28 protein-coding genes are annotated in these 22,994 nt (G+C 48.2%); 12 read left to right on the top strand and 16 right to left on the bottom strand.

Annotation, left to right across the window (positions count from 1 at the left end):
- Positions 1-12 precede the first annotated feature (12 nt).
- The 3 genes from ACM9J1_RS00680 (at position 13) to ACM9J1_RS00670 (ending at position 3,599) form a co-directional block, all read left to right on the top strand.
- Positions 13-1,194: an acetyl-CoA C-acyltransferase gene (locus tag ACM9J1_RS00680; RefSeq protein WP_415579904.1), complete on the top strand. Its 1,182-nt coding sequence runs from the start codon at positions 13-15 to the stop codon at positions 1,192-1,194.
- 197 nt (positions 1,195-1,391) lie between these two features.
- Positions 1,392-1,742 (top strand): four helix bundle protein, encoded by a 351-nt coding sequence (locus ACM9J1_RS00675; protein ID WP_415579903.1) that lies wholly within the window; start codon positions 1,392-1,394, stop codon positions 1,740-1,742.
- A gap of 51 nt (positions 1,743-1,793) precedes the next feature.
- Entirely contained in the window at positions 1,794-3,599 is a 1,806-nt protein-coding gene (locus ACM9J1_RS00670; protein ID WP_415579902.1) for an acyl-CoA dehydrogenase family protein, read from the top strand.
- 124 nt (positions 3,600-3,723) lie between these two features.
- Here the strand turns inward: ACM9J1_RS00670 and ACM9J1_RS00665 are convergent, their stop codons facing one another.
- The 3 genes from ACM9J1_RS00665 to ACM9J1_RS00655 all read right to left on the bottom strand — a co-directional run bounded on the left by ACM9J1_RS00665 (position 3,724) and on the right by ACM9J1_RS00655 (position 5,805).
- Complete coding sequence (locus ACM9J1_RS00665) at positions 3,724-3,885, bottom strand: lmo0937 family membrane protein (RefSeq protein WP_415579901.1); 162 nt, start codon at positions 3,883-3,885, stop codon at positions 3,724-3,726.
- Between the two features lie 28 nt (positions 3,886-3,913).
- Positions 3,914-4,495, bottom strand: coding sequence for a DUF4142 domain-containing protein (locus ACM9J1_RS00660; protein WP_415579899.1), 582 nt, complete (start codon positions 4,493-4,495; stop codon positions 3,914-3,916).
- Between the two features lie 110 nt (positions 4,496-4,605).
- Complete coding sequence (locus ACM9J1_RS00655; protein ID WP_415579898.1) at positions 4,606-5,805, bottom strand: NAD(P)/FAD-dependent oxidoreductase; 1,200 nt, start codon at positions 5,803-5,805, stop codon at positions 4,606-4,608.
- Positions 5,806-5,923: 118 nt separating this feature from the next.
- On the opposite strand from ACM9J1_RS00655, the gene ACM9J1_RS00650 reads away from it, so the two are divergent.
- Positions 5,924-6,448: a superoxide dismutase family protein gene (locus ACM9J1_RS00650; RefSeq protein ID WP_415579897.1), complete on the top strand. Its 525-nt coding sequence runs from the start codon at positions 5,924-5,926 to the stop codon at positions 6,446-6,448.
- An 87-nt stretch (positions 6,449-6,535) separates the two neighbouring features.
- Positions 6,536-7,732: an LETM1-related biofilm-associated protein gene (locus ACM9J1_RS00645; protein ID WP_415579896.1), complete on the top strand. Its 1,197-nt coding sequence runs from the start codon at positions 6,536-6,538 to the stop codon at positions 7,730-7,732.
- 24 nt (positions 7,733-7,756) lie between these two features.
- Here the strand turns inward: ACM9J1_RS00645 and can are convergent, their stop codons facing one another.
- From can to ACM9J1_RS00625, 4 genes are all read right to left on the bottom strand, one after another.
- Complete coding sequence (gene can / locus ACM9J1_RS00640) at positions 7,757-8,398, bottom strand: carbonate dehydratase (protein ID WP_415579895.1); 642 nt, start codon at positions 8,396-8,398, stop codon at positions 7,757-7,759.
- 31 nt (positions 8,399-8,429) lie between these two features.
- Positions 8,430-10,076 (bottom strand): SulP family inorganic anion transporter, encoded by a 1,647-nt coding sequence (locus tag ACM9J1_RS00635; RefSeq protein WP_415579894.1) that lies wholly within the window; start codon positions 10,074-10,076, stop codon positions 8,430-8,432.
- Between the two features lie 62 nt (positions 10,077-10,138).
- Complete coding sequence (locus tag ACM9J1_RS00630) at positions 10,139-10,417, bottom strand: hypothetical protein (protein ID WP_415579893.1); 279 nt, start codon at positions 10,415-10,417, stop codon at positions 10,139-10,141.
- Positions 10,418-10,534: 117 nt separating this feature from the next.
- Complete coding sequence (locus tag ACM9J1_RS00625) at positions 10,535-11,014, bottom strand: Dps family protein (RefSeq protein ID WP_415579891.1); 480 nt, start codon at positions 11,012-11,014, stop codon at positions 10,535-10,537.
- 129 nt (positions 11,015-11,143) lie between these two features.
- Here ACM9J1_RS00625 and ACM9J1_RS00620 point away from each other — a divergent pair, with 129 nt between their 5' ends.
- The gene (locus ACM9J1_RS00620) at positions 11,144-12,082 is read left to right on the top strand and encodes a LysR substrate-binding domain-containing protein (protein ID WP_415579890.1); all 939 of its coding nucleotides are present in this window, start codon (positions 11,144-11,146) and stop codon (positions 12,080-12,082) included.
- A gap of 31 nt (positions 12,083-12,113) precedes the next feature.
- Here the strand turns inward: ACM9J1_RS00620 and ACM9J1_RS00615 are convergent, their stop codons facing one another.
- The 5 genes from ACM9J1_RS00615 to ACM9J1_RS00595 form a co-directional block, all read right to left on the bottom strand.
- Positions 12,114-12,308 carry a hypothetical protein gene (locus ACM9J1_RS00615; protein WP_415579889.1) on the bottom strand — a complete coding sequence of 65 codons (195 nt, stop codon included), beginning with the start codon at positions 12,306-12,308 and terminating at the stop codon, positions 12,114-12,116.
- Between the two features lie 224 nt (positions 12,309-12,532).
- Positions 12,533-12,730, bottom strand: coding sequence for a hypothetical protein (locus ACM9J1_RS00610; RefSeq protein WP_415579888.1), 198 nt, complete (start codon positions 12,728-12,730; stop codon positions 12,533-12,535).
- A 65-nt stretch (positions 12,731-12,795) separates the two neighbouring features.
- Positions 12,796-13,482, bottom strand: coding sequence for a tRNA (5-methylaminomethyl-2-thiouridine)(34)-methyltransferase MnmC2 (gene mnmC2 / locus ACM9J1_RS00605; protein ID WP_415579887.1), 687 nt, complete (start codon positions 13,480-13,482; stop codon positions 12,796-12,798).
- On the bottom strand, positions 13,479-13,943 hold the full coding sequence (locus ACM9J1_RS00600; protein ID WP_415579886.1) for a hypothetical protein: 465 nt from the start codon (positions 13,941-13,943) through the stop codon (positions 13,479-13,481). Before ACM9J1_RS00600 ends, mnmC2 begins: the two co-directional genes overlap by 4 nt.
- Positions 13,943-14,533: a DUF4920 domain-containing protein gene (locus ACM9J1_RS00595; protein WP_415579885.1), complete on the bottom strand. Its 591-nt coding sequence runs from the start codon at positions 14,531-14,533 to the stop codon at positions 13,943-13,945. The genes ACM9J1_RS00600 and ACM9J1_RS00595 overlap by 1 nt, the downstream gene beginning before the upstream one ends.
- A gap of 278 nt (positions 14,534-14,811) precedes the next feature.
- Here ACM9J1_RS00595 and ACM9J1_RS00590 point away from each other — a divergent pair, with 278 nt between their 5' ends.
- Complete coding sequence (locus ACM9J1_RS00590; protein WP_415579884.1) at positions 14,812-15,882, top strand: branched-chain amino acid aminotransferase; 1,071 nt, start codon at positions 14,812-14,814, stop codon at positions 15,880-15,882.
- A gap of 236 nt (positions 15,883-16,118) precedes the next feature.
- On the opposite strand, the gene ACM9J1_RS00585 is transcribed toward ACM9J1_RS00590, so the two are convergent.
- Positions 16,119-16,502 carry a pyrophosphohydrolase domain-containing protein gene (locus tag ACM9J1_RS00585; protein WP_415579882.1) on the bottom strand — a complete coding sequence of 128 codons (384 nt, stop codon included), beginning with the start codon at positions 16,500-16,502 and terminating at the stop codon, positions 16,119-16,121.
- Positions 16,503-16,580: 78 nt separating this feature from the next.
- On the opposite strand from ACM9J1_RS00585, the gene ACM9J1_RS00580 reads away from it, so the two are divergent.
- Positions 16,581-16,769, top strand: a complete 189-nt coding sequence (locus ACM9J1_RS00580) for a hypothetical protein (protein WP_415579880.1) — start codon at positions 16,581-16,583, stop codon at positions 16,767-16,769.
- Here ACM9J1_RS00580 and ACM9J1_RS00575 read toward each other — a convergent pair whose 3' ends face one another.
- Positions 16,770-16,904, bottom strand: coding sequence for a hypothetical protein (locus ACM9J1_RS00575; RefSeq protein ID WP_415579879.1), 135 nt, complete (start codon positions 16,902-16,904; stop codon positions 16,770-16,772).
- A 143-nt stretch (positions 16,905-17,047) separates the two neighbouring features.
- A complete protein-coding gene (locus ACM9J1_RS00570; protein WP_415579878.1) occupies positions 17,048-19,078 on the bottom strand; it encodes a dipeptidyl-peptidase 3 family protein in 2,031 nt (676 codons plus the stop codon).
- 215 nt (positions 19,079-19,293) lie between these two features.
- Here ACM9J1_RS00570 and ACM9J1_RS00565 point away from each other — a divergent pair, with 215 nt between their 5' ends.
- The 4 genes from ACM9J1_RS00565 to ACM9J1_RS00550 are packed head-to-tail and all read left to right on the top strand — an operon-like array spanning position 19,294 to position 21,871.
- A complete protein-coding gene (locus ACM9J1_RS00565; RefSeq protein WP_415579877.1) occupies positions 19,294-20,385 on the top strand; it encodes a GyrI-like domain-containing protein in 1,092 nt (363 codons plus the stop codon).
- Positions 20,386-20,438: 53 nt separating this feature from the next.
- Positions 20,439-20,981, top strand: coding sequence for an RNA polymerase sigma factor (locus ACM9J1_RS00560; protein ID WP_415579876.1), 543 nt, complete (start codon positions 20,439-20,441; stop codon positions 20,979-20,981).
- Positions 20,982-21,011: 30 nt separating this feature from the next.
- Entirely contained in the window at positions 21,012-21,413 is a 402-nt protein-coding gene (locus ACM9J1_RS00555) for a hypothetical protein (protein WP_415579875.1), read from the top strand.
- 2 nt (positions 21,414-21,415) lie between these two features.
- Positions 21,416-21,871, top strand: coding sequence for a sensor of ECF-type sigma factor (locus ACM9J1_RS00550; RefSeq protein ID WP_415579874.1), 456 nt, complete (start codon positions 21,416-21,418; stop codon positions 21,869-21,871).
- A gap of 44 nt (positions 21,872-21,915) precedes the next feature.
- Here ACM9J1_RS00550 and ACM9J1_RS00545 read toward each other — a convergent pair whose 3' ends face one another.
- On the bottom strand, positions 21,916-22,848 hold the full coding sequence (locus tag ACM9J1_RS00545; protein ID WP_415579872.1) for a sialidase family protein: 933 nt from the start codon (positions 22,846-22,848) through the stop codon (positions 21,916-21,918).
- Positions 22,849-22,994: the final 146 nt, after the last annotated feature.

Below are 22,994 nucleotides of genomic sequence, written 5' to 3'. Positions count from 1 at the left end.
AAAAAATAAATTATGAAAACAGCATATATCGTAAAAGGATTCCGCACCGCCGTAGGCAAAGCGCCGCGTGGCGTGTTCCGATTCAAAAGGCCGGACGAACTGGCCGCAGAAACCATCCAATATTTGATGGCACAATTGCCCGATTTCGACAAGACGCGCATTGACGACGTCATGGTTGGAAACGCCATGCCGGAAGCCGAACAAGGTTTGAATGTGGGCCGATTGATCTCATTAATGGGATTGAAAGTAACCGACGTTCCGGGCGTAACGGTTAACCGCTATTGCGCTTCCGGATTGGAAACGATCGGAATGGCAACAGCGCGGATTCAAGCGGGAATGGCCGATTGCATCATCGCAGGCGGTGCCGAGAGCATGAGTTTCATCCCGATGGGCGGCTACAAGCCAACGCCCGATTACGGCGTGGCAAAAGAAGGCCACGAAGATTACTATTGGGGCATGGGATTGACCGCCGAAGCCGTCGCCAAGCAATTCAACGTATCGCGCGAAGATCAGGATGCGTTTGCCTTCAATTCGCACCAAAAAGCCTTGAAAGCACAGGCCGAAGGGAAATTCGATTCGCAGATTGTTCCAATCACGGTCGAGCAAACCTTCTTGGACGAGAACGGTAAAAAAGCCACGAAATCCTATACGGTGAGCAAAGACGAAGGCCCGCGCGCCGATACGACTGTTGAGGCACTCGCGAAACTGAAACCTGTTTTTGCCGCCGACGGAAGCGTAACGGCCGGAAACTCATCGCAAATGAGCGACGGTGCCGCGTTCGTGATGATCATGAGCGAAGAAATGGTGAAAGAGCTTAACCTCACTCCTATTGCGCGACTGGTGAACTTCGCATCCGCCGGAGTGGAACCGCGCATTATGGGTATTGGCCCGGTGAAAGCCATCCCGAAAGCCTTGAAGCAAGCCGGAATGCAACTCAATCAAATCGAATTGATCGAACTCAACGAAGCTTTTGCTTCGCAATCATTGGCTGTTGTCCGAGAATTAGGAATCAATCCGGACATCGTCAACGTGAACGGCGGCGCCATCGCACTCGGTCATCCGCTGGGTTGCACTGGCGCAAAACTATCGGTTCAATTGTTCGACGAAATGAAACGTCGCGGCAACAAATACGGCATGGTCACCATGTGCGTCGGAACCGGACAGGGCGCGGCGGGGATTTATGAGTTATTGTAAAAGAAAGAACGCTGCGCTGAAAGAGAAAAGACCGTTTCACTGAAAGAAGAAAGACCGCTACGCTGAAAGAAGAAAGACCGTTTCACTGAAAGAGGAAAGAACGCTATGCTGAAAGAAGAAAGACCGTTTCACTGAAACAGGAAAGAACGCTGCGCCGAAAGAAGAAAAATATACACCACTCAAAATAATTATACGCCATGAATCACAATTTCAAGAATCTGAAAATTTGGACACTATCAATGGAAATCACTTCTGATATACATCGTATCTGCATGAACTTTCCAAAAAAAGAGATGTATGGTCTAGGTAGCCAAATGAATCGTGCTTCGATTTCAATTCCTTCGAACATTGCAGAAGGGTCAAACAGAACCAATAAGCATTTTGCTCATTATTTAAATATCAGCCTTGGTTCTTCTTTTGAACTACAAACGCAACTTCTAATTGCACAAATGCATAAATATGTTTCAATCGAAAAAACAACGGAACTAGAAAACAAGATAATAGAACTTCAAAAAATGATCGCTGGATTAATCGGTAAACTGAATTAAGTCTTTCTTCCTTCAGCGTAGCGGTCTTTCCTCTTTCTTCAAAAAAAAATTATGGAAACAATCACAGAAAAAGACATTACCCGCGGCGGGCAATTCCTCGTCAAGGAGACCAAATGCGAAGACGTATTCACGCCCGAGGATTTCTCCGAGGAGCAAATCATGATGCGTGACACTGTCCGTGAATTCGTGGACAAGGAAATCTGGCCAAACAAAGACCGGTTTGAAAACAAAGATTATGCGTTTACCGAAGCCTGCATGCGCAAAGTCGGTGAATTAGGATTGTTGGGCGTTGCCGTTCCCGAAGCCTACGGCGGGCTTGGAATGGGATTCGTTGACACGATGCTGGTTTGCGATTACATTTCGGGCGCTACGGGTTCTTTCTCCACTGCGTTTGGTGCGCACACCGGAATCGGTACGATGCCCATCACGTTGTACGGCACCGAGGAACAAAAGAAAAAATACGTCCCAAAACTGGCTTCAGGTGAATGGTTTGGCGCATATTGTTTAACCGAACCGGGTGCCGGATCTGATGCGAATTCAGGAAAAACAAAAGCCGTTTTGTCTGAGGACGGTACGCATTACAAGATTACCGGGCAAAAAATGTGGATTTCCAACGCCGGATTCTGTTCGTTGTTCATCGTTTTCGCCAGGATTGAAGACGACAAGAACATCACCGGATTCATTGTCGAGAACGACCCCAGCAACGGCATTTCGATGAACGAGGAAGAACACAAACTGGGCATCCGCGCCTCTTCTACCCGACAGGTTTTCTTCTCCGACACGAAAGTGCCCGTCGAAAATATGCTGGCCGGACGTGGCGAAGGGTTTAAGATTGCGATGAATGCGCTCAATGTAGGCCGAATCAAATTGGCTGGTGCGTGTTTGGACGCCCAGCGACGCGTTACATCAGGTGCCGTGAAATATGCGAATGAACGTTTCCAGTTTAATGTTCCTATTTCGTCCTTTGGCGCTATCCGTGCGAAATTGGCCGAAATGGCCACGAGTGCGTACGCTGGTGAAAGTGCGTGCTACCGTGCTGCGAAAAGTATCGAAGACCGCATTAAAGCCCGTGAAGCCGAGGGCGCAAGCCATCAGGAAGCGGAGCTGAAAGGTGTGGAGGAATTTGCCATCGAGTGTTCCATCTTGAAAGTGGCCGTGTCCGAAGACATCCAGAATTGTTCGGACGAAGGCATCCAGATCTTGGGCGGCATGGGCTTTTCCGAAGACACGCCGATGGAAAGCGCTTGGCGCGATGCCCGGATTGCCCGGATTTACGAAGGCACGAACGAAATCAACCGTATGCTGTGCGTGGGCATGCTCGTGAAGAAAGCGATGAAAGGCCACGTGGATTTGCTGGGACCGGCCATGAAGGTCGCCGAGGAATTGATGGGCATCCCGGATTTTGAAATCCCAGATTACAGCGAATTGTTCGCAGAGGAAAAAGAGCTCATCGGCAAATTGAAGAAAGCATTCTTGATGGTGGCCGGGTCAGCCGTCCAGAAATACGGCCCGGACCTGGAATCACACCAGCAATTGCTCATGGCCGCCGCCGACATGATGATTGAGATTTATCTGGCGGAATCTGCGATTTTGCGCACGGAGAAAATGGCAAAAACAAAAGGCGCAGACCAGATCAAGGAGCAAATCGCCATGGCGCAACTCTATTTGTACAACGCCACGGACGTGGTCATCGCTAAGGGCAAGGAAGGCATTGCGTCATTCGCTACCGGCGACGAACAACGCATGTTGCTCATGGGATTGCGCCGATACACGAAATACACCAATATGCCGAACGTCGTCGAATTGCGCGAGACCATCGCCAGCAAACTGGTGGAAGAAAACCACTATTGTTTCTGAAGTTAAGTAGTTAAGTTAATCCCTACGAAAAGCCCGTTTCTTAAATAGAGCGGGCTTTTCCCATAAAAAAAGCCGCTGCAGATTTCCCACAACGGCCCATAACTGATCCATTAATCTGGACGCGTTATTCGATAGGTTTCTTACCTTGGATAATCCGCAAGAGCACTACGACAATCGCGATGACCAACAAAATGTGGATCAAACTGCCGGTGGTCGGGAACGCGAAAAACCCGATGGCCCAAATGATAATGAGGATTACCGCTATGGTGTACAATAAATTTCCCATGGTTTAAAAGGTTTTAGTTAGTATTTGATTATTGGTTTATTTGATCGTGGAGGATTTTGGCCTGTTCGAGGTGCGCCGCCAAGGTCGGAACCATTCCGGCGGCCCATGCGCGGACATCTGGATCATTGGCATCGTCCGCGGCTTTTTTCATTTTTTCCAGTGCATCTTCATGCCCCTTCACCATCATGTCGGCGAACTTGCGGTCGAAATCCTTGCCTTTGGCTTCTTTGCTTAGCTCGTTATATCGCTCCTGGCCTTTCTCGGTGATGGACAAAGGCAGGCTCACGTTGAGTTTGTCGGCGAAAGGTTTGGTGTCTGCCGCTGACTTGGTGTGTTCGTCCACGAGCATCTTACCGAAGTCTTTCACGCCCTGCGCCGTGCCTTTGGATTGCGCGAGTTTCCCGATTTCGATTTCCATCAAATCGGTTTCTGCGGCGGCAACTAAAAACTCAGAATCATCTTCCTTGCTGTCGTTCTCGTCGAACTTCTCTTCATTTTGCTCAGTTGCGATTTCTTTAGTGTCCGTCTCTTTGTTGTCTTTGCAAGCCGCGAAAAACACGATTGCAGATGCCAAGAAAAGGCTTCGTATGACGATTTCAATCTTTTTCATGTCGTGGGTTTTTATGGTTTATTTTCCAAAATTACCCACGACGGCCGTGGCTTCCGTTACAGAATTCGCCCGATATGTTATACGATTTTTTGAAGTAGGTTCACCGCCCGTTAACGATTAAAGGCGAACAATCCGGCGTCTTTGTTGGGTTTACCCTGTAGTAAGTCGGTGATGATTTCTCCTGCAATTTGGCTGAACGTGATGCCATTTCCGCCGAAGCCGAGCGCAAAATAACTATGTGGCAGTTTTTTGTAGGCGCCGATGTAAGGCAGTCCATCCTTGGTGCTGCCAAATGTGCCCGCCCAACTGAACTCTGTCTTAAACGCCACGTGCGGGAACAATTTCAGGAAATCCTTTTCGAGTTGTTTCGCTTTGGTTGGGATGAGTTTGTCGCGGCGGTTCGGGTCGAAGAAATCCTCGTCGCGGCCACCAATAAGTATGCGGCCGTCCGCGGTGGTACGCAAATACAGGTACGGATCGGCGGTATTCCACAACAAGGCCCGATTTTTCCAATAATCGGGTTGGTTGAACTGTTCGCTGACGATGGCATACGTGGACAGCAATTTGACGATGGATTTGTCAAGCATTTCGGTAACTTCGTAACCCGTCGCGTAAACGACATGATGCGCCTTTATGCTATGGCCTTCTTCGGTCTGAAGCGCAACGCCATCTTTGTGGCGCTTCGTACTAACGATTTTGGTACGGTCGAACACATCGGGCCATTGCTTTTTCCTGTAGCGCAACAGCGCATGTGTAAAACTATAGGCATTGGTTTCAGCGCCGTGGTGCGACAGGATGGCCGCCGGGGATGAAAAACCGTAATGCTGCGCGACGGTTGGCCCGTCGAGGAATTCGACGTCGAATCCGGCAGCCTTTCTGGCTTCGAATTCCTCTTTCAGGAACCGCACGTCTTTTTTGTAGGCGGCGAAATACACACTGTCGCGCATCTTAAATTCGTTAAACTTAATTTTTTTCGCAATTTTCCCGAGTTTTTCGATGGCTTCATTGCACAGATGGTACGCGCGTTCCGCCTTTTCGCGGCCATAGATTTTGGTAAGATCAACAAGCGGCGTGTCGATTTCGTACTGAAGCAACGCCGTGCTGGCGCAGGTACTGCCGAGCCCAACCGTCCTGCCGTCGACCACAATGCAGTCAATCCCGGCTTCCACTAAATAGTAGCGCATGAGCGCGCCGGAAATGCCGCCGCCCACGATCACTACTTCGGTTTCGATGTCTTGTTGCAACTTCGGGTAAGAAAAGGGAAGCCCATCCTTGATGAGCCAAAACGGATAACCGGCGCGTAATTTCATGTCTTTTTTTCTTAAAGTTACGTCGCGGCGCTTGTGTAAAATTTAGTTTTAACGTTTATTTCGCTAATGTTCCCGGCAGCATCGCTAACTTTGAGAAAACCAAAAATAAATTCCGATCATGAAGAAAATACTGCTCTCGGTTGCTGTAATCGCATTCGCCATAGGATGCAAATGCAACAAGACCGACGCCGCCAAAAATACCGTAAAGGTTGACCTCGAACCCAAAAGTGGCAGCACGGTTTCCGGTACGGCCACATTTTCAGAACACAACGGCCGCGTTACTTTAGACGTGAAATTGTCAGGATTGAAACCCGGCGTACATGCCATACACATCCATGAAAAAGCGGATTGTTCGTCTGCCGATGGCTCGTCGGCAGGCGGGCACTGGAACCCGACCTTCAAGAAACACGGCAAATGGGGCGAAGGCGACTACCATAAAGGCGACATCGGAAACGTAACAGCAGATCCTTCGGGCAACGCGAAACTGAGCATGACCACCGAAGAATGGTGTATCGGGTGTGGTGATGAAACAAAAGATATTCTCGGGAAAGGTTTGATTGTCCATGAAAAAGCGGACGATTTCACCACGCAGCCTACCGGGAACGCCGGCGGACGACAAGCCTGCGCGGGCATCATCAAATAAACCCATCTTACTTTTCCATAGCATCCAAATACGGTTTTAAACGGCCGTGTTTGGATTTTCATTTTATTTTCTCCGTAGCTTTGCGGCATGATAAACCCGTCCGCACACGGTTGGATTGACAAGTTCTTTCTCGAACGGCAAGCTGCTTCGGGTGCGAATGTCATTTCTGCGATTGATTTCTACCGAAATACCCGCAAGACCGGTTTTGTATACGGCCATGTCATCTCGCTCGATACGCCACACAAAGTGGCCACCGAAGGTTGGTTGCCGGACGAATGGTCCAAAGTCGCGCTGCTCAACAGCCTTTACGGGATTTATTGTGCCACCACAGGCGAAGATCAACCGGCAAAATTCGTCGTGAAAACGGTCGCATTCTACAATGCGATGCACCCAGGCGGACTAAATTTCTTCAAGAAGGTTTTTGCAAAGGCACCGGCGTCGCAAACCTTGGAAAGCATGATCGATGACCGCGTGCAGACCAACCACGACATCGTCAGCAAGAACTTCTCGCACTTCGTGACCAACGCGCTGCTGTTTATGGACGTGTTGGCTTTTCAGCATTATCTGAAGCATCACAACATCGGCGACAAATACCTCAAGACATTGGAAGAAGCCATTCTCGGCGTGGTTTCGTATGCTTTGAAGGCTAAAACAGTCATTTCGCCACACGACGACCTGCTGATCAAACTATTGGAAGCTTCCGTGCGCTACAACAAACTTTCGAAAGGCAACCTCAAGCATACCGAAATGTTTAAACTGGATGCTTTTCAGGACGATCTTGAAAAATATTACGTCATCGATTTGGCCAGCATGACGCTTTGGACCGATGGAAAAGTCGAAAATGAGGAAGCGTTCTTCATGCACAAATTGGGCGAAAGCTTACACGTACCCGAAACGCTGGTTACCGAAAGCATGGCCGAAGTCCGTGCATTCATCGATCAACATCGCAAGGAAATCGCCTATTTCAGCAACCCGAATCCGGTCAAGAATTTCTATGACCATATCACGCAGAGTGTTGTCACGCTCATTACACGAAACCGCAACCGGCTGGTCAAGGAAATCTCACAAAGCAAGGAGTTGATGGTGCTTTTGGCGCAATCCACACAGCGCGACCTGGACGACAAGGAAAAGAAAAAAGTAAAAACCCAATTGCTGGACATCTGTAAAAGCATCCCGGCCATGACGATTTTCCTCTTGCCCGGCGGCACGCTTTTGTTGCCGATCTTGATTAAATTCATCCCGAAAATGCTTCCTTCAGCATTCAACGAAAATCTGGAGGAATAAAAAAACCGCCCGAAGGCGGCTTGACTAATCTAATGCCAGTTGGTCTACCAAGTTCAAATCTTTTTCTGAACTCAAGTTGACGTCCAGATCAGTCACATAACCCGAGTTCAAACCGTACACCCAGCCATGCAGCGTGAGTTGTTGGCCGGCTTTCCAAGCGCCTTGCACGATGGACGTTTTGGCCAGATCGAATACCTGTTCCTTGACGTTCAATTCCACGAACTTATTGAAACGCTCCGTTTCGTCCATGATGGAATCCAGATACGAGTGGTGCAATCTGTAAATGTCCTTGATGTGCCTGATCCAGTTGTCGATAATCCCGATGGATGCGTTGCCCATGGCCGCTTTCACACCGCCGCAGCCGTAGTGGCCGCAAACGATGACGTGTTTTACTTTCAGGACATTCACTGCGTAATCGAGCACGCTGAGCATGTTCATATCTGAATGGATGACCATGTTGGCGATGTTCCGGTGTACGAATACTTCACCCGGTTTGGCCCCGATGATTTCGTTGGCCGGTACGCGGCTGTCTGAACAACCGATCCACAACAACGGCGGCTGCTGGCCTTTCGCCAAGTCTTTGAAATATTCTGGATCTTTCTCGAGCGTGCGCTCTACCCATTCCTTGTTGTTCTCCAGTATCTGTTTATAAAAGTCGGTACTCATATCTTTATGGTTTTGTGTTTAAATTTAGTGATTAATTTTTTGTTTCTTCTGTAAACTCATCTGCCGGCTTCTTCCCCGATTTGCCTTGTTTGTGCGAAAATGTGACATGGTTCGGAATCTCATCGGTATTCTCTAGGTGATAGGCTTCCTTGAAACCTTTTAGCTTGACTTTGATGTTCTCATCGATGGCGCGCGTGGTCTTGAATTCCCGGATCAAGTCCAGGATGTCGTGGGCAATGTAAACGGTATCGTGCGCATTGATCACCACGCGTGAATTCTCCGGAATGCTCGCCAAGGTTTCTTTTATGGCCGCTTTGTTCAGGAACGAAACTTCCTGCGCCAGATCGATGTGGATTTCATCACCATCTTCATATTCTTCCTTCCGGAAATTGTAGGCTCGCTTGAGGTTGCCCTTCAAAACGAAGATGATGCTGATGGCGATGCCCAAGGCGACACCTTTCAGCAAATCAGTAAATACCACAGCCAATAACGTTGCGATGAACGGTACGAACTGGTATTTTCCTTTCTTGAAGAAATGGATGAACGTGGATGGCTTTGCCAGTTTGTAACCGACCATCAAAAGCACCGCGGCCAACGTAGCCAAAGGAATTTTGTTGAGGACAGCTGGAATCGAAACCACGCAGATCAACAGCAACACGCCGTGAATAATGGTCGACATCTTAGATTTGGCGCCGGCATTCGCGTTGGCAGACGTACGCACTACAACGGAAGTCATCGGCAAACCGCCAATCAACGAACTCAGCATGTTGCCCACGCCTTGCGCTTTGAGTTCCATATTCGTATTGGTGTAGCGCTTTTGCACATCCATACGGTCGGCAGCTTCGATACAGAGCAAGGTTTCAATGGACGCCACCACGGCAATCGTCACAGCAGTAACCCAGACCTTCGGGTTGAGAAACGCGTTGAAATCCGGCGTCAGGATGATGTCTTGCATTTCGGCCAGTGATTCCGGAACCGGCAAAGTCACCAAGTGCGTGCCGCCGATGGCCAGACTGCTGCCGTTTCTGATGAAGATTTCGTTGAGGACGACGCCCAATATTACGGCCACCAACGCGCCCGGAACGATCTTGAGTTTTTTCAGCAACGGCACTTTGTCCCAGGCAATCAATATCGCCAAAGACACCAATGCAATCAGGATAGAGCCCGCGTGCATATAATTGACGGCATCAAACAAATTGGAAATGGTGTTGCCCGATTCCTGCAAAAATGCTTCATCGCCTTCATAATCGCGGTCATACCCAACGGCGTGCGGCAATTGTTTGAGGATGATGATGATGCCGATACCGGCCAACATACCTTCGATGACATTCGTCGGGAAATAGTTAGAAATGCTCCCAGCCCTAATAAAGCCAAGGACCAATTGCAGGACGCCGGCAAGAAACACCGCCAGCAGGAAAATGTTGAATGCGCCCAGGTCGTTTATGGCCGTGAGCACAATAGCCGTAAGCCCAGCCGCCGGACCCGATACACTCAGGTGCGACGTGCTGAGAAAGCCTACCACGATGCCGCCCACAACACCGGCGATGATGCCGGAAAACAACGGCGCGCCAGACGCCATCGCGATGCCGAGACACAGCGGAAGTGCCACAAGAAAAACCACCAAACCCGAGGCAAAATCAGACTTGAGGTTGGCAAAAAGATTAATTTTTTTTGTCATTTTAGATTTGATTTAATACAACGATTTTCACCGCAAGCAGTGAGTAAGAAAAAACCGGAATATTAAACCAATTCTGGAGGCGGGATGAAAATGGTACCCGATACGTTGTCGTGTTTCGATAAGTTTTCGAACACGATGATGCTGGAACGCTTCACGGGCCAGTCCGTAAAATGATAGTGTTGTTCCTTGACGTCGGCTTTGACTTCCTTGTGCGTCTGCTCTTCCTCAGACATACTGAAGAAATAAGACGTGTCTGTGGTCTTTTCAATGACGCTCACGATGGTAGGCGTCGCAATGAAAAGCACGAACAACAGCAAGACAAGTTTCGAAGCCAGTTTCATTCGGCTAAAATATCGTTTTAGACGAGACTTTAACATCTGTCCGCAATCATTTTAAAAAAAATTTAACACCGAAAAAGCCAAGGTGTTGTAGCCTTGGCTTGTAGCGCTATTCGATAATCACAAACTTTCGTCGAGGTAGGCGTTCATCATCCAGATTTCCTTTTCCTGTTCCTTAATGAAATCGCTCATCATGCTGTTGGTGCCTTCATCGTTGATATTAGCGCTAGCATCTAGGATTTTACGCTCGATCTTGAGCAGATTCGCCAATGAATCGGCAATCAGGTTGACGGCTTCCTCATCTTTCGAGATGTTCTTCCCCACGGCGAGTTTGTTGTTCTTGATGTAGTCTTCGAAGGTATGCATCGGAACGCCACCGATGGTAAGCACACGTTCGGCAATCATGTCAATCTTGAGCTGGGCATCGTTGTACATTTCCTCAAACTTCACATGAAGGTTGAAGAAACGCTTGCCGCGGATGTTCCAATGCAGGCCACGCAAATTCTGGTAAAACACCTGATAATTAGACAGAAGCACGTTCAGTTCCTTGACGATCGCTTCCGATTCTTTCACCGGAAGCCCTAACTTATTGGTTTTCATGTAATGGCTGTTTGATTCTCGTGATGTATAAATTTAACATTTTTGGTTCGAAATCACAATAATAAAAACCTATTGTTTTCATAATTTTACACCGCGTCAGACTATTGTCGCACCTTAACCCAAAACAAGATGACCATTACCCAACTCCAATACGTACTGGCCGTGGCCGAATACCGCAATTTCACGCTGGCCGCCGAAAAATCGTTCGTTACACAACCCACGCTGAGCATGCAAATCCAGAAAGTAGAAGAGGAATTGGGCATTTTGATTTTCGACCGAAGCAAGAAACCGATCCAACTTACCGATATCGGCCATAAAATAGTGGCGCAGGCCAAAAGCATCGTCAACGAAGCGGGCCGCATCAAAGACATCGTCGATCAGGAAAAAGGGTTCATCGGTGGCGAATTCCGTCTGGGCATCATCCCGACGGTCATGCCAACGCTCCTGCCGATGTTCCTGACCAACTTCACCAGGAAATACCCGAAAGTGCGTTTGCTCATCGAGGAATTGAACACGCAGGAAATCATCACGCGGCTCAATAACGGACACCTGGATGCCGCGATTGCCGCCACGCCGCTGGACGAAGAAAAAATCAAGGAGATTGTTTTGTATTACGAGCCGTTCGTGGCATATGTGCCGGAGAATCACAGCAACTTCAACAAAAAGGAGATTTTGGTGGACGACCTGAACCCGGACGAAATCCTGCTGTTGCGTGACGGTCACTGTTTCCGCGACAGTGTGCTCAACCTTTGCAACATCAGCACGCCTAAGAACAGCAAGTTCCAGATTGAAAGCGGCAGTTTCGAAACACTGATCAAGTTGGCCGACGAAGGCTTGGGCACGACACTACTGCCCTATTTGCATACGCTCGATCTGAAAGAAAAAGACCAACAGAAACTGCGGCATTTCCAGGATCCGAAACCCTCGCGGGAAGTCAGCCTGATTTTCCCGAAAAGCGAACTCAAGATGCACATCATCGAGGCGTTGCGAAGTACGATTGCCGGGGTGATTCGCGGCGCGGTAGTGTTCCAGAATGTGGCGATCGTGAGCCCGAACCAAAAGAAATAAAAAAAGGAGCCGCAATTGGCTCCTTTGTTTTTTAGTCAAGCACTGAGACGCAGGCTTTTAAATCTGGTCGGTTGTTCGTGAAATAGTCCAGCCACTTTTTGAGCTGTTCCAATTCGTAAGGCAGTAACGCCTTGAGTGCTTTCCTAAGTTCTTTCCGGAAAAGGTTCGGGTCAAAACTCACCCTTTCCAGCACCGATTTGGTGTAATCGTAGATCATTCTGGGCATAGCATTAAGATTTAGGGGTTAATCTTTTTATTTATGGTAAGAACGCAGGAGTAAAATAAGTTAAACAAAACCAAAAAACCAAATTTTTTATCGACGAAATGCATAAAATATACGATTAAAAGCAATTTTATGTTAAATATGTATTATTAATCTTACAATAATAGTGTAGGTCGACGCAAAATCGTCCCCAAAAAAAAAAGGAGCCGTTTAAGCTCCTTTTAGTTTTACTTGTTGATTAATACTAGACATTGTCTGAGTTCGGGTTTTTCTTTCGTGTAACCCAACAGCCAGTCGGTTAGTTGTTCCACTTCATAGGGCAACAACATCTTAAGTGCCTTCTCTAATTCTTTGCAGAACAGCATCGGGTCAAAACTCACTCTTTCCAAGATCGTTTTTGTGTAGTCAAACATGGTTCTTTTCATAAATGACCTTTAGATTGGTTACCCAAATGTAGAAAAAAATAAATTCCGCAAACGATGTAGGTGTGTTAATTAACCTCGGGCGAACCGTTAAAATGTTCTTTAAAACCCCGCATCATCTCGCGTTTGCCCGGCGGCCCTGGGCATTTCTCCACACGGAACCCTACGGTCTGCAAGTTGCGTTTTACCACGCCGCGCGCCGCATAGGTCACGAGCACTCCTTCGTCTTTTAAGGCGCGAAACATCCTCCCGAAAATGTCTTCGGTCCACAATTCGGGTTGGACGCGGTAGCCGAACGCATCGAAGTAAATCAGGTCGAACCGCGACTCATCTGAAATTTCGTGGAAGAATTGTTGCCTTTTGGTAAGCGTAAAATGGCCAGATATCGCCACGGGCTTTTCCCAGCCCGATTCGTGTATCGCGTCGAATAAGTCCTGAAACCGACCCGAACCGATGGCCTGTGCATAGTTCATCGCCTTGATTTCTTCGGCCGACACGGGATAAGCTTCCACGCCGACGTAATCAACGGAACCGTGATGCACAGACTCTATCGCGGTGATGAAAGCATTTAAGCCTGTCCCGAACCCGATCTCCAGAATAGAAAGCGGCCTGCCTTTGAACAAAGACAAGCCGTTTTTGATGAATACATGATAGGCTTCCTGGATGGCGCCGTGTTTAGAGTGGTAACATTCATCCCAATCGGGAATCCTGATTGTGGTTGAACCGTCTTCGGTACGGATAATCTCGCGTTTCACTCGATGTACAACTTCTTGATCCTCGGGATTGGGCCGCCGCACTTCACTTCATGGCATTTCAGGCAGGCATCGACACCATTGTTGAAATGTTGTTTCGCATTCTTTGGATCGGAATAGATAAGTTGTTGCGCCTTGATGAATTTCGCGGCCTGTTCCTTAAAGAAAGCATCGTTCTCTTTGTCGTCGGTCATGACGGCTTTGTGTATCTTCAGGAAGTGATCCGGAAATTTCCCGATCGTATCGCCTTTCTTGATGCGTTCTTTGAGCCGTTGGTTGTCTACGTACATTTGCTCCATGAGAAGCGACATTTCCGACATTTCGTACATGTCGAACTTCTTTCTCCCGGCAGGTTGTTCGCAGGATTCCTTATCTCCGTCTTTCGCGCAGGCTTCTTTCTCTTCCTTCTTCTGGCAGGAAAGCACCACGCAAACCGTCAATATATAAAGTAATTTCCTGTCCATTATTTCATGAGCACGCCGTCGGCCAGGAATGCGTACGTGATTTTAGGCTGGGTGATTTTGTCGATTTCGGCCTGTGATTTCCCGCCGTCTTTGGCGTAGTGCTTCAGTTCAGACACCGACACGACATCGAGATAAGCTTTGCCGTGGACGATGGCTTCTGATCCGTCGCCATTCTTAGGGACGAAAAATCCGTAATCCTTGAAACGGACGAATGACTCTTTTTCGCCGGGCAAGATCATCGACATCCAACAGCCTTTCTTCTTGCAGACTTCTTTTACTTTCGATTTGAATTGGACCACAACCGTATCGCCTTTCTTGAGCGACTTGTATTTCTTGATCATCTGGTCTGACGTCAATACGTTTTTCGGCGTGAACTTTTGCCCGAAAACAGTATACCCGTTGACTTGCTCGGTTTGTGCAACATTGCCTTCGGCCACAAATTCCTTGACCTCTTTTACGGTCATGGCCACGGTATCGGTCTTGGCGACAGCATCTTTGGCGGTTTCGGCCTCCGGCGCCGTTGGTGCGTCATTTTTTTTGCAGGCGGCCATGGCAAGCAGGACAACACCCAATGTGATTATTTTTTTCATGTTGTATCGTTTAACGCTGGCAAAAATAACTGATTTTGCAACAACAAGGTTTGACGATGCGCACTTTTTTCCGGTTGTTTTATGGCGATAACCCTACACGGCGCGGCGCCCGTCGGGAAACGGGGCAATAAAAAACCGACCGGCTCCTGTTACGACTGGATTTTTACTTACTTTTGCCGAAACACAAACCGAGTATCAATCGGGTGATTTTAGTGTTCGCTAAACTGTAAATCAGTAGTTTAAGTCGTCATTATCGTCGCCGTAAAAGTTAAAAATACATGTCGTTGAAGACCATTCACGAAATCGATATCGTAAAAGCACCGCATTCCAAGATCGCTTCCGTTGATTTTGACAACCTTATTTTCGGAAACACCTTTACCGATCATATGCTGGTTTGCGATTTTAAGGATGGCGCTTGGGGAAAACCGCTCATCAAACCGTACGAACCATTTTTGATCGATCCGTCGGCCAAGGTATTCCATTACGGGCAGGCGATTTTTGAAGGCATGAAAGCTTACAAGGATGAAAGCGACGATGTGTGGCTGTTCCGTCCGGATCAAAACCTGGAACGCTTCAACAAATCGGCGGTACGCATGGCCATGCCCGAAGTCCCGGAAGATATTTTCCTTGGCGGATTGAACGAAATCCTGAAGCTGGAAAAAGACTGGGTGAAGAAAGGCATGGGCAATTCGCTTTACATCAGGCCGTTCATGATTGCGTTCGGTACGGGCGTTGTGGCCGCGCCATCTACGCAATACCGGTTCATGATTATCTTGTCGCCGGCCAAAGCGTATTATTCAGGCGAAGTGAAAGTCATCATCGCCGAACACTACAGCCGCGCAGCCAATGGCGGCATCGGGGCTGCGAAAGCCGCCGGGAATTACTCGGCGCAGTTTTATCCGCAGAAATTGGCCAATGAACAAGGTTTCCAGCAAATCATCTGGACCGACGACGCCACGCATACCAAATTGGAGGAAGCCGGCACGATGAACGTGTTCTTCCGTATTGGAGATAAATTGATGACCGCGCCCGTGAGCGAACGCATCCTCGACGGCGTTACGCGCAAAAGCATCATCGCACTGGCGAAAAGCATGGGCATCGCCGTGGAAGAGCGTTCAGTGTTGGTGGAAGAGCTGATCCAAGGCATGAAAGATGGCACGCTCAAGGAAATCTTCGGCGCCGGAACAGCCGCGGTAGTGAGCGTCATCAGGGCGTTTTGTTATCAGGATACGACATACGAACTTCCGGTTCAGGATGATTCATTTGCCTTGAAACTGAAGGAGAAACTTACGAACATCCAATACAAGCTTGAAGACGACCCGTTTGGTTGGACGGTGAAAATAGGTTAGTCAATGAATTGTGAATTGTGAATTGTGAATTGTGAATAAATAAAAAATCCCGGACGAAACTCCGGGATTTTTTATGTAGAGATTTTACGTATTCGTGGGAATTCGGGGTATTCGTGGTGGATTCTTTTCTCATGGTGACGCGTATGCGCTAGGGATGGAAACGGCATCCTTTTGCGAGGCCACGAGCAAAAGATAGAGTGGACAGCCCGGGCCGGAGGCAGCGCCCCAATCAAAAGCTATGATAATATCGCTGTGAAATCGGGCTTGAAATAGTTCGGGCCTTTCATGACCTTGCCGTCTTCGCGGTATATAGGTTTGCCGTCCTCACCCAGTTTGCTCATGTTGGAGCGCTGGATTTCATCGAAAACTTCCTCGATCTTGTGTTGCAACCCGTGCGAAATGATGGTGCCGCAAAGGATGTAGAGCATGTCGCCGAGCGCATCGGCAATTTCGACTTTGTCGTTGTTCATGACCGCTTCGAGGTATTCCTCGTTTTCCTCTTTCATCAGATTGTAGCGGAGCGTATTGATTTGTTCGCCCAGGCAGCCTTGCGGATCTTCATTGACCAACAGGCCGAACGCGGCGTGGAATTCCTTGACGGCGTTGAGTTGCTTTTTCATGACGGTAAATTTTATGATGTTGCAAAATAGCCGGATTTTGGAAGTGTTTGGCTAACTTTGCCGGAAAAATATCCACAAATGTTTACACAAGGACAACTTATTTTTGCGGTGTGTTTCATCATTGCGTTTGTCATCGCCGCAGTGTTCGTCTATCGGAAAGACAAAACCTTGCACAGCCAGCACTACAAAGGCGCGTACCGTGTATTGATCGTGTTCTTGTTGTTCATCGCGTTCCTGTTCGTGATGAAGTCTTATTTGAAGCACTGATTATTCATCAGTCGCGATATACGTATCTGGTTTGCTCGGGAAAACAAGTACGGCCAGACGATAGATTTGATAAGCGATGATGGCCGTGAACAACGTCACAAGCGCGTAGTACGTGATTTTAAACTTCCGGTTCATGGTTTGCAGATTGGTAAAGAAGCTATACGGGAAAACCGGAAACCTGGATTTTTTTGTTAAAAAAAAACCGCGAATTCACGAATTTGACTTTAGCCACTCGTGAATTCGCGGCCTTTTATTTAACCGCATGACATAACACCGCGTTAGTTCATAGCCGGCAGGAAACCGAAATTCTTGGAGTAATACAACATTTGCTCGGCGAACGATTTCGGTTGTACGACTTCAATGTCGATGATTTTGCCGTCTTCCATTTTCGGGACGAGCATCGGGTTGATGAACCCGGAATACGGTGCCGACTTGAATTGCTCGTTTCGTTTGAGCACTTCCTTGTGCAACGCCTGGTCTACTTTCACACCGTAACCTTCCACGAGCGCTTTTGCGGCTTTGTAATCACCTTCGGACTTGATGCGTTGGGTTTCACGGAGCAATTGCCCGAAAAGTTCATGCAATTTCTCGTAGTTGGTGATGTTGAAATACGTCTTGCCGTTGCGCGTGATTTTTTCGATGACGTTGTCTTTCTTGCCTTTTTCGAACACCCAGGCACTCACCCACTGGCGGTTGCGCATGTGTGCTTCTTCGATGTCCTTGCCCGGTTCCAGACGGATGAGTTGCTGCATCAAACCGTTGCGGATGTAGCCGTCATAGGCCGCCATACCGGTTTTCTTCCAATTGTCGGTGAGGCCGAGTTCCTGCAATTTAGGGTTGTAGAGGTAATAAAGCCCAACCAGATCGGCGCGGCCTTCTTCCATGGTGGACGCGTAGCTTTTCAAGGTTTCGGCCGGTGTGCCCACGCCTTTGTTGATTTGGCCCGAGGCGTGGCCTACGACTTCGTGCAACGCCGTGTGCAGTTTGTCGGCGAATTCACCATATTGTTCTTCGAGCGCGATTTCCTCGGCGTCATTCGCGAATTCCTTCAGACGGTCTTGGCCGCCGGCATTGTTGTAAGCCTCGACGATGTTGCCCAGCGACACGGATTTCGAACCGTGTGTAGAACGGATCCAATCGGCATTCGGGAGGTTTACCCCGATAGGCGTACTCGGTGACGAATCTCCGGACTCGCCTGCAACGATGACCGTCTTATAGGAAACACCGGTCACTTTCTTCTTTTTGTGTTCCGGCATGAGCGGCGAATTGTCTTCGAACCATTGCGCATTCTGGGAGATTTTCTCCATCTTGGCCGACATGTCAAAGTCTTTGATCTGGACCACACCTTCATACGAACCGCGCATCCCGAACGGATCGTTATAAACTTCCACGAAACCGCTGATGTAGTCGATGTTGCCTTCTGTGGCATTCAGCCATGCAATGTTGTAGTCATCCCATTTCTTGAGATCGCCGGTACGGTAGTATTCGATGAGCAAACCGAGCGCGTCGGCCTGTTTCTTATTCTCGGCTACGCCTTTCGCCTTTTCGAGCCAATAGATGATCTTGTCGATGGCCGGGCCGTACATGCCGCCGCTTCTCCAGATTTTTTCGGTCAGTTTCCCATCAGCGCCGCGCACCAATTTTGAATTGAGTCCGAAAGACAACGGTTCGTGCGGGTTCGGGCTTTTCATCGATTTGTAGAACGCTTCCACCTCGGCGTCGGAAATGCCTTTGTCGTAGAAATTTACGGCCGAACCGGCCACCAATCCTTTGGCAGGATCGAGATTGACTTTCTTGGCATCGGCATCATTGAACAACACTTCGACGATTTCGGGTGCAAGCGTCGTGTTGGTTTCTTTCAGCAATTGGTTGAGATAATCTTTTGAAAACTCGGGTTTGAATTTGTCCATCGAATAATGATGGTGGATGCCGTTGGAAAACCAGACGCGCTTCAGATAGGTCTCGAATTGCTTCCAATCCTGGGCATTTTTATCGCCTTTGTAATTCAGGTAGATATTTTCCAGCGCCTTGCGGATGCTCAGGTTATACTTGTAGTTTTGGTCCCAATAAATGTCGCGGCCGGCGGTTCCGGCCTGCGTCAAGTAATACACCAGTTCCTTTTCCTTGAGCGTGAGTTTGTCCCAGCCCGGAATCTGGTATCGCAATACTTTGATGTCGGCAAATTGCTCGGCTACGTACTCAAAGGGCGCGCCCGACGTATCGGCGGTTTTCTTTTCGTTCTCTTCCTTTTTGCAGGAAATCAGGGCAGCCGCGGTCATGAAACATGCGGCAAAGGTTTTTATTTTCATATTGATGTTTTTAGTTCGCCACACAAAGCTAGACAAAATTTAAGGTTTAGCCGCGCGTGGGCGAATATTAACCACGAGTTGCCGACTGGTAAGATTTGTTACAACTGATTTGTCAAGCGGTATCAAATTATCAANTATCAATTATCAATTATCAATTATCAATTATCAATTATCAATTATCAATTATTATTAACTTTACCGTAAATCTATGCTGCATGCGAATCCTTAAATACATCTTCCTGTTGATTGTTTTACTGGCCGTGGGCGTTTCGGTGTTCATCGCTACCCAGAAAGGCGACTACGACGTTACCGTGACCAGGCTCGTGAATACGCCGCGTCCTGTGACTTTCTCTTACGTGAACGACCTGAAGAACTGGACGCAATGGGCGGCATTCGACGATGAAATGGAGGCCGAATTTTCTGCAAACACCGTGGGCAAAGGCGCGTATTTTTTCTGGGAAGGCAACGACAACGAGGGCGGTGTAAAAACCCTATCGACAAAGGAAAACGACAGCATCAAACAGCAACTGGACTGGAACGGGCTGCCCGCAGACATGTATTGGACGTTTAAGGATTCTGCCGGAAAGACCAAAGTGACGCTCCGCGTAAAAGGCAGGCTGGGCTTCATGCCGAAAGTCAAGGCAACACTACGCGGTGGCGCAAACCGCATCATGTCGGCGTTGTATGAGAACAGCATCGTCCGGCTCGACAAAACGCTCGAACGCGAAATCAACACTTTTACCGTGAAAGTGGACGGCATCGTGGAGAAACCGGGGCATTTTTACCTCGGCCAGACCATCATCAGTACCATCGACAATTTGCCCAAGAACATCAAAATCATGATGGGCACCATGCAACGATTTTTCAAGAAGAACAATATCCCGATGGCCGGAAAGCCTTTCGTGCGCTACGAATATTATGATACCAACAAAGGACTGACAAAGTTCTCCGTGTGCATTCCGGTGCGAGAAGAAGCATTCACTTCGCCGGGAAGCGATGTGGTGGCAGGCAAATTTGCCGCCTTCCGCGCGGTGAAGACAACCCTGACCGGCGATTATTCGCATCTGAAAGAAGCCTGGGACAAAACCTTTGCCTACATCGGTGCCAACAATCTCACGGAAGCAGATGCCGATTACATGGAAGTGTATCGCACCGGCAAGGATGACGTGAAAGGCCCGTCGAAATACGTGACGGAGATTTACGTCCCGATTGGTGCTGCGCCCGCACCGGTTGCCCCAAAACCTGCCGCGGCCGCTCCAGTTCCAGCTCAAGTACCGGCATCGGCTACGGATGAGTTTAATCTGTAAACCCGGTTTAAACCTTTTTTGACGCGGCGGTTCAAAGGCCGAAAATTTTTCCCTTGCAAGACGAACAGGAATTCATAAGACAGTTGCTCGATCCGAAGACACAGAATGCGGCTTTCAGCAAGTTGCTTCGGGATTACCAGCGGCCGATTTACAACCTGATCCGTGACATCGTGATAGACCACGACGACGCGCACGACGTCATGCAGAACACATTCGTAAAAGTACTCCGGCATCTGGAAGGATTTAAGGGCGAAAGCAAATTGTTTTCCTGGGTGTATCGGATTGCGACCAATGAAGCCTTGACGTTCTTGAAAAGCAAATCCCGCCGCGGCGGATTCACCAATCTTGAGCAACAGGCGCGTTTGGTGGACAACCTCAAAACCGATACCTGGTTTGACGGCGACGAAATCCAACTAAAATTGCAAAAAGCCGTTTCTTTGCTGCCTGAAAAACAGCAATTGGTCTTCAAGATGAAATATTTCGAGGAAATGAAATACGAAGATATGTCTGAAATACTGGGCACATCGGTGGGCGCGTTGAAGGCCAGTTTCCATCACGCCGTAAAAAAAATCGAACTTTATATGACTAAAAATTAAACCCTGTAAAACCAAACCCGTCTCAAGGCCATGAAACCTTTTAAACTAGACCAACAACCCAAGATAAAGACAGGCTTTAAAACCCCGGATGATTATTTCGAGGGTTTTGAATCGTCGGTGATGCAACAGCTTCAACCCCGGCCGAAAGTAATCAAACTGAAATCAAAACCGTATTGGTGGTACGCCGCAGCGGCTGTCCTGGCCATTTCGCTTTCCGTTCCGGCCGTCCGTGTGTTGACCTCTACGAAAAATCAACCGGATGAATCGGCCTTGGAGCGTTACTTCGCCTACACCAATATCCCCGAAGAACAACTGGTGGAATTACTTGAAAAAGAAGACATCGAGAAAATACAGATTGACTACCAACTTGAAGACGCGGCCATTGAAGAAACCTTGCCGGCTGCAGCCATTGAACATTATATAATTGATTAGCTATGAGAAATTTCAAATATTTTATCCTGTTGCTTGTAACGATTTCCGTTTCGACTTATGCCCAACCCGGAAAATTCCGGCAAAAAATGGAGCAGGTCAAATCCCTGAAAGTGGCGTTCATCACCAGCGAATTGAACCTTACTTCTGAAGAATCGGCGAAATTCTGGCCGGTTTACAATGCCTTCGAGGAAAAACAACGCGACCTCCGAAAGCAAAAAATCAATGACTATGTCGACCGGCGAGACAACGCCGAAGTCGATAAACTGACAGACAAGGAAGCCAACGCCATACTGGCACAAATGGAAGACAACGAAGAACAGTTGTACCAATTGCGTAAAAAGTTCATTGCCTCGCTCAAGGGCATATTGCCGGCCTCAAAAATCATCAAGCTCAAGAAGGCCGAAGAAGATTTCAACCGAAAACTCCTACAGCAATACCGGGAAAAGAAGAGGCGATAAATTGAGTTAAGTTAAGTGGAATGATGGGAAGTGTACGCTTCCCATTATTTTTTGAACCTGATCCGGATGAGCTTGTCTTTACCTGCCGCGTAAGCGGTTTTTTCGTCGGCAAAGACAATGACATACAGTGATTTGTCGTCGCGCCATTTCTCCCAAGATATCCCGCCGTCTGCTGAATACCACAAACCCGTCGCGCCCACGCAGGCCAGTTCTTTGCCGTTGCTTCCCGGCACATATTGAATGCAGGAAGCATATCCGAAACCCGCGTCGTCCGAAACGAGTTGCCAAGTCTTCCCGCCGTCCATCGTAAGTGCTTTATTGCCGATGTTATTTTCTGGTTCATCGTAATTTCCGCCGGCAACATATCCGATGTTTTCATCGTAAAAGTCTGCCGTATAAATCCCGCTCATTTGATGGCCTTGTGTGATGGGCGTATCGTGAACGTGCCAATTGCGGCCTTTGTCGGGCGAATAAAAGATGCGCGCTTTTTTGCCTCCGGAAACCATCCAGCATGTGTCGCCTTGTATGACGATATTGGTATTGCTGGCCGCGAATGCCGCTTCTCCATCGGAAAGTTTCGGAAATGAATCGCATGGCAATTTCTGCCAATTGGTGCCGCCATCGCGGGTAATGAGCACCGAAAAACAGTCATCGGTCGGGTCGCCGAGTGCGATGCCTTCTTTTTCGTTCCAGAATTTCATGCTGTCGTAGAACACTTTTGGATGCCGCTCGGAATATACCAGCTTGGATTTATTGGTCTTCTTGTCGATTTGATACAGTAGCGCCGGATTGGTGATGCTCAGTACATAGACGAAATCCTTCGTACCGGCCATACTCCTGAATTCCGGCTTGAGGCTGTCGAAGGTAATTCGCTTTTCGTAAATGTTGTTGGCCGCGATATCAACAAACCCAAATCGGCCGTTGTCTGCCGCGTACCAAATCTTGTTTGGTTCATGATACAACGCCCGAATGCTCATTTTTCTAAAAATTAATGTATCCACGTCAATTTTAGCGAACAACGACTTTTCTTGCGCATGAACTACTGAAATACAACACGTTAAAATGATGATAGCGAAATGTTTCATGGTTCTCTTCGGCTTTATTGGCTCGGATAAAATTAACG

The organism is Flavobacterium longum (assembly GCF_965137575.1).
Classification (GTDB): Bacteria; Bacteroidota; Bacteroidia; order Flavobacteriales; family Flavobacteriaceae; genus Flavobacterium; species Flavobacterium longum.
The sequence above is the reverse complement of the archived record's forward strand: the minus strand, read 5'-3'. Positions and strand labels throughout refer to the sequence as shown.

What these genes read in the sequence shown, in the direction of transcription:
- ACM9J1_RS00565 (WP_415579877.1), top strand. Translation starts at nt 19,294, where the DNA reads ATGCGAATCCTTAAATACATCTTCCTGTTGATTGTTTTACTGGCCGTG.
- ACM9J1_RS00635 (WP_415579894.1), bottom strand. Translation starts at nt 10,076, where the DNA reads ATGACAAAAAAAATTAATCTTTTTGCCAACCTCAAGTCTGATTTTGCC.
- ACM9J1_RS00680 (WP_415579904.1), top strand. Translation starts at nt 13, where the DNA reads ATGAAAACAGCATATATCGTAAAAGGATTCCGCACCGCCGTAGGCAAA.
- ACM9J1_RS00590 (WP_415579884.1), top strand. Translation starts at nt 14,812, where the DNA reads ATGTCGTTGAAGACCATTCACGAAATCGATATCGTAAAAGCACCGCAT.
- ACM9J1_RS00675 (WP_415579903.1), top strand. Translation starts at nt 1,392, where the DNA reads ATGAATCACAATTTCAAGAATCTGAAAATTTGGACACTATCAATGGAA.
- ACM9J1_RS00620 (WP_415579890.1), top strand. Translation starts at nt 11,144, where the DNA reads ATGACCATTACCCAACTCCAATACGTACTGGCCGTGGCCGAATACCGC.
- ACM9J1_RS00580 (WP_415579880.1), top strand. Translation starts at nt 16,581, where the DNA reads ATGTTTACACAAGGACAACTTATTTTTGCGGTGTGTTTCATCATTGCG.
- ACM9J1_RS00595 (WP_415579885.1), bottom strand. Translation starts at nt 14,533, where the DNA reads ATGAAAAAAATAATCACATTGGGTGTTGTCCTGCTTGCCATGGCCGCC.
- ACM9J1_RS00660 (WP_415579899.1), bottom strand. Translation starts at nt 4,495, where the DNA reads ATGAAAAAGATTGAAATCGTCATACGAAGCCTTTTCTTGGCATCTGCA.
- ACM9J1_RS00625 (WP_415579891.1), bottom strand. Translation starts at nt 11,014, where the DNA reads ATGAAAACCAATAAGTTAGGGCTTCCGGTGAAAGAATCGGAAGCGATC.
- ACM9J1_RS00600 (WP_415579886.1), bottom strand. Translation starts at nt 13,943, where the DNA reads ATGGACAGGAAATTACTTTATATATTGACGGTTTGCGTGGTGCTTTCC.
- ACM9J1_RS00665 (WP_415579901.1), bottom strand. Translation starts at nt 3,885, where the DNA reads ATGGGAAATTTATTGTACACCATAGCGGTAATCCTCATTATCATTTGG.
- ACM9J1_RS00550 (WP_415579874.1), top strand. Translation starts at nt 21,416, where the DNA reads ATGAGAAATTTCAAATATTTTATCCTGTTGCTTGTAACGATTTCCGTT.
- can (WP_415579895.1), bottom strand. Translation starts at nt 8,398, where the DNA reads ATGAGTACCGACTTTTATAAACAGATACTGGAGAACAACAAGGAATGG.
- ACM9J1_RS00610 (WP_415579888.1), bottom strand. Translation starts at nt 12,730, where the DNA reads ATGAAAAGAACCATGTTTGACTACACAAAAACGATCTTGGAAAGAGTG.
- ACM9J1_RS00570 (WP_415579878.1), bottom strand. Translation starts at nt 19,078, where the DNA reads ATGAAAATAAAAACCTTTGCCGCATGTTTCATGACCGCGGCTGCCCTG.
- ACM9J1_RS00615 (WP_415579889.1), bottom strand. Translation starts at nt 12,308, where the DNA reads ATGCCCAGAATGATCTACGATTACACCAAATCGGTGCTGGAAAGGGTG.
- ACM9J1_RS00575 (WP_415579879.1), bottom strand. Translation starts at nt 16,904, where the DNA reads ATGAACCGGAAGTTTAAAATCACGTACTACGCGCTTGTGACGTTGTTC.
- ACM9J1_RS00545 (WP_415579872.1), bottom strand. Translation starts at nt 22,848, where the DNA reads ATGAGCATTCGGGCGTTGTATCATGAACCAAACAAGATTTGGTACGCG.
- ACM9J1_RS00655 (WP_415579898.1), bottom strand. Translation starts at nt 5,805, where the DNA reads ATGAAATTACGCGCCGGTTATCCGTTTTGGCTCATCAAGGATGGGCTT.
- ACM9J1_RS00650 (WP_415579897.1), top strand. Translation starts at nt 5,924, where the DNA reads ATGAAGAAAATACTGCTCTCGGTTGCTGTAATCGCATTCGCCATAGGA.
- ACM9J1_RS00670 (WP_415579902.1), top strand. Translation starts at nt 1,794, where the DNA reads ATGGAAACAATCACAGAAAAAGACATTACCCGCGGCGGGCAATTCCTC.
- ACM9J1_RS00555 (WP_415579875.1), top strand. Translation starts at nt 21,012, where the DNA reads ATGAAACCTTTTAAACTAGACCAACAACCCAAGATAAAGACAGGCTTT.
- ACM9J1_RS00630 (WP_415579893.1), bottom strand. Translation starts at nt 10,417, where the DNA reads ATGAAACTGGCTTCGAAACTTGTCTTGCTGTTGTTCGTGCTTTTCATT.
- ACM9J1_RS00645 (WP_415579896.1), top strand. Translation starts at nt 6,536, where the DNA reads ATGATAAACCCGTCCGCACACGGTTGGATTGACAAGTTCTTTCTCGAA.
- ACM9J1_RS00585 (WP_415579882.1), bottom strand. Translation starts at nt 16,502, where the DNA reads ATGAAAAAGCAACTCAACGCCGTCAAGGAATTCCACGCCGCGTTCGGC.